A 3618-nucleotide genomic window follows, 5' to 3' on the forward strand; every position below is an offset into this window, starting at 1 on the left:
ATTAGAATTAGCCACATACCAATCTTCATCAAAACCGGGCAAATTAGTTGTATCATTTCTTGAAAAACGCAATGCTCTATAACTTAACACACGTTCAGTATCTATAATATGTTGCATTAATTCTTTAATGGTCCATTTTCCTTCAACATATCTGTATATTAACTTTTCTTCCTGTAAACCCTCTAGATTAGCTATTAAATCTTTTAATGAAGCCTCTAAAACTTCAATAAGGTCAACTTCTCCTAATGCTTTAATATATTGACTGTAAAACGGAGCGTACTCTTGAGTACTTACTTGTCTTGAATTCATAATTTTATGCCGAATTTCTACTGGCGTTAATATTCCCAAATAAAGAACGTGTTACCATTTTTTCAAATGTTTTTAACAATTCTGGATCTGCATTTTCATCTTTCTGTAATTTCTGAATATTGATTAATGCAAATTGTTGTATCGTAATTAAAGGCAGCACAATATCCTCTCGAATATCAATTGATGCTTTACCAACTTTATTGCTTTCCATTAACTTTGAATAGCCTGTTAATTTTAAAATTAAACGATGTGTTGTTTCATATTCTTTAAAAATAATTTTCCAAAAATCGCCAAACTCTTCATCTTTTTCCATGTATTGTGTCAATCCAAAAAACGATTTTGAAAGAGACATCATACTATTCCCTATCAATGTTTTAAAGAAATCTGAACTATTGTAAAAATCAATTACTTTATCAAATTCGTCATTATCTTCATACTTTTTTAAAGCGGTTCCAACTCCATAAAAACCAGGAACATTTTGCTTTAATTGACTCCATGAACCAACAAAAGGAATGGCTCGTAAATCTGCAAAATTTAATTCTGAACTACTAGATCGTTTTGAAGGACGACTACCAATATTTGTTTTTGCATAATATTTTAAGGTACTCATACGCTCTAGATACGGTAAAAATTTAGGATGATTTTTAAAATCTGAATATGCTTGGTAACTTATTATAGCCAAATCATCCATAATTTCAATACTATCTTCAGTCATAACATTGTTGGCATTGCTAAATAATTCATTGGCAATACCAGCACTTAATAATTGCTCAATATTGTATTGTGCAGCATCTTGTGTTCCAAAATTAGAACTAATAGTTTGCCCTTGCACAGTTAATTGAATTTCCTTATTTTCTATAGTTGGACCTAAAGAAGCATAAAATTGATGTGTTTTTCCTCCACCACGTGCAGGAGGACCACCACGACCATCAAAAAATATCACTTTAATTCCGTATGCTCTTGAAATTTTGGTTAAGTTTTCTTTGGCTTTAAAAATAGCCCAGTTTGCCATTAAATAACCTCCATCTTTTGTTCCATCAGAAAAACCAAGCATAATGGTTTGTTTATGTCCCCTTTGCATCAAATGCTTCATATATGCTTTATTTTCATACAACTTATTCATTACACCTTCTGCATTTTCTAAATCTGTTATAGTCTCAAAAAGCGGAATAATATCTGCAGTAATATTATGATTAAAACCACATAAATTAAACATTGCAAAAGTTTCCATTACATTTAAAGCCTTTTGATTATTGCTAATAATGTATCTGTTTGAACCACGCTCTCCATTACTTTCTTGAATAGACTTTACAGCTAAAATAGAACTTAATGTTTTAGAAACCATTTCGTTATCAAAAATATCAATATCTATAGGGCCTTTAACTTTTGATAGAATTTCTATCTGGTTAGATTCTGACAGTTCTAAATAATTTTTAGGAAATTCAGTATTCCCATGTTCTTGTAAAGCGGTTACTATTTCTGAAAAAACATTGTGATGCACGCGGCTGTCTTGTCGAATATCTAACGTAGCAAAATGATAGCCAAATAAATGCACTTTGTTGATAAAATCATTAATCTCATCTTCATATAAAGATTGATGTTTTTCAATTATTATTGACCTAATTTCTTCTAATCTCGCAATAAAATCAGTTAAAGACAACATTGTATTTAAGTCCGGATTAACACTATTATCAAATAATAGAACTTCTAATTCGGTAATATAATCTTCAACACCATTAAATGTTAATCGCTTCTTTAAAATTCGAATATCTCTATAGTAATTTTTTAAAATAGTTTGCTTTAATCTTTTGGCAACATTTAAAGTAATTTCTGTAGTAACAAACGGATTCCCATCACGATCTCCACCAGGCCAAAAACCTAAATCAATAATTTGGTTGGGTATTTTTTTTCCGTCAAAAATATTATTTTGAATATAACTATAAGTGTCTGATATTGAGTGGTAAAATACATTTTCTAAATACCAAATTAAACTTACAGCTTCATCATAAGGTGACGGTTTTTCGTGTTTAAAAAATGGAGTTTTACCTAATTGAGCCAATAATTTATTTATTAAAAGCAGATCGTCTTTCTCAATTGCTTCTGCCAAATCGGTGATAATTCCTAAAACGGGACCTGGATAAAACTGAGTAGGATGTGCAGTTAAAACAATTCGAACTTTAAACTCTTCTAAATACTTTTGTAATGCTTCTTTTTTATTTTCTTGAACAGCTGTTTCTTTAGTATTTCGCATAGTTCCAACACCATCCATATTATTTACAATCGGAAAAGCAGCATCTTCAATCGCATCAAATAAAACCACCTGACGCTCTATATATTGAATAAATCTAAAAAGTAGGTTTATTTTTTCTTCTTCTGAAGGATTTTGCTGATAGGTTTTAAAGAAATTCTCTACAATTTCAGTTGGACTTAATTTACTTGAAAAACCATTCTTACATATTTCATGAAACAATGGTAAAAGCACCCCTGTTTTTGTAATTGTATCAAATGGAAGTGTCATAAAAATACTATTATATATTTGGTATTTAGACAATACGTTTTCTTGAAACCTTGTTAATTTTGGTTGTTTATGCATGTTTTTTAGTTATATGGGCGAAAATTACAAAAGCTAAGTTAAAATTACTGTTTTTGGAGTATTTATTTAACGAAATCGTTTTTTTTGTGAATGCTTTTATTTTCTTGGATAGTACGGAAGATAAAGCTTAGAAACATCAAAAAAACTTAGTTCTAAATTGCGTTTGTTTTGTATGTCTTTAAAGGTTTCAAAAACAAAACTACTTGGTTTCGCAATGTTTTTAAGTGGAATTGTAAAATAACCATCATTAATTATATCAACATCTAGAAAAACAAACTTATAGTTCTTTAATTTTAGCTTATTGTGAATTAAAAATGTACTGTTTTTATCGGATAAAATATTTTTAGAGTAAATGCTATTTGGCAACATTGGATTTTCTACTTCAATACTTTTTTCTTGCGAAAAACAAATATTATAAGAGATGAAAAATACAAAAAGAAAAAACAATTTTGATGAAAACATATGATTAATATATAAAAATATTTGACCATTAAAGTACTCTATTTCTAGTTCGAAAACAATTAAAATTTCACTTTTAACAATTTAGAAGTTGTTTTTGTTACTTTAAAACGTTCATCTAACCGCTTGCCAATTACCCAAATTATTAAATTGTTTGCCGTATATAAAACCCAAGTATTTTCTTTTTCTATTAATGACATCTTTTCATCTTTAAAAAATTTACTCAACTTCTTTTTGCCATTCAATCCAATAGGAAA

At 28.8% G+C, this 3618-nt stretch carries 4 protein-coding genes; all 4 read right to left on the minus strand.

The features are described 5' to 3' along the window. Positions 1 to 309, minus strand: a 309-nt coding sequence (locus AB1Z17_RS06515) for a DinB family protein (protein ID WP_368050988.1), incomplete at its 3' end; no start/stop codon positions are given. 4 nt (positions 310 to 313) lie between these two features. After that, positions 314 to 2902, minus strand: a complete 2589-nt coding sequence (locus AB1Z17_RS06520; RefSeq protein WP_368050989.1) for a phosphoenolpyruvate carboxylase — start codon at positions 2900 to 2902, stop codon at positions 314 to 316. A gap of 96 nt (positions 2903 to 2998) precedes the next feature. After that, positions 2999 to 3364 (minus strand): hypothetical protein, encoded by a 366-nt coding sequence (locus AB1Z17_RS06525; protein ID WP_368050990.1) that lies wholly within the window; start codon positions 3362 to 3364, stop codon positions 2999 to 3001. A 59-nt stretch (positions 3365 to 3423) separates the two neighbouring features. Beyond that, on the minus strand, positions 3424 to 3618 hold a 195-nt coding region (locus tag AB1Z17_RS06530), incomplete at its 5' end, for a tRNA lysidine(34) synthetase TilS C-terminal domain-containing protein (RefSeq protein ID WP_368050991.1).

The sequence above is a fragment of the Lutibacter sp. genome, assembly GCF_040883305.1.
GTDB lineage: Bacteria > Bacteroidota > Bacteroidia > Flavobacteriales > Flavobacteriaceae > Lutibacter.

Bases quoted from the DNA above. Each gene is read 5' to 3' on its own strand.
- AB1Z17_RS06520 (WP_368050989.1), bottom strand. From the start codon at position 2,902: ATGCATAAACAACCAAAATTAACAAGGTTTCAAGAAAACGTATTGTCT.
- AB1Z17_RS06525 (WP_368050990.1), bottom strand. From the start codon at position 3,364: ATGTTTTCATCAAAATTGTTTTTTCTTTTTGTATTTTTCATCTCTTAT.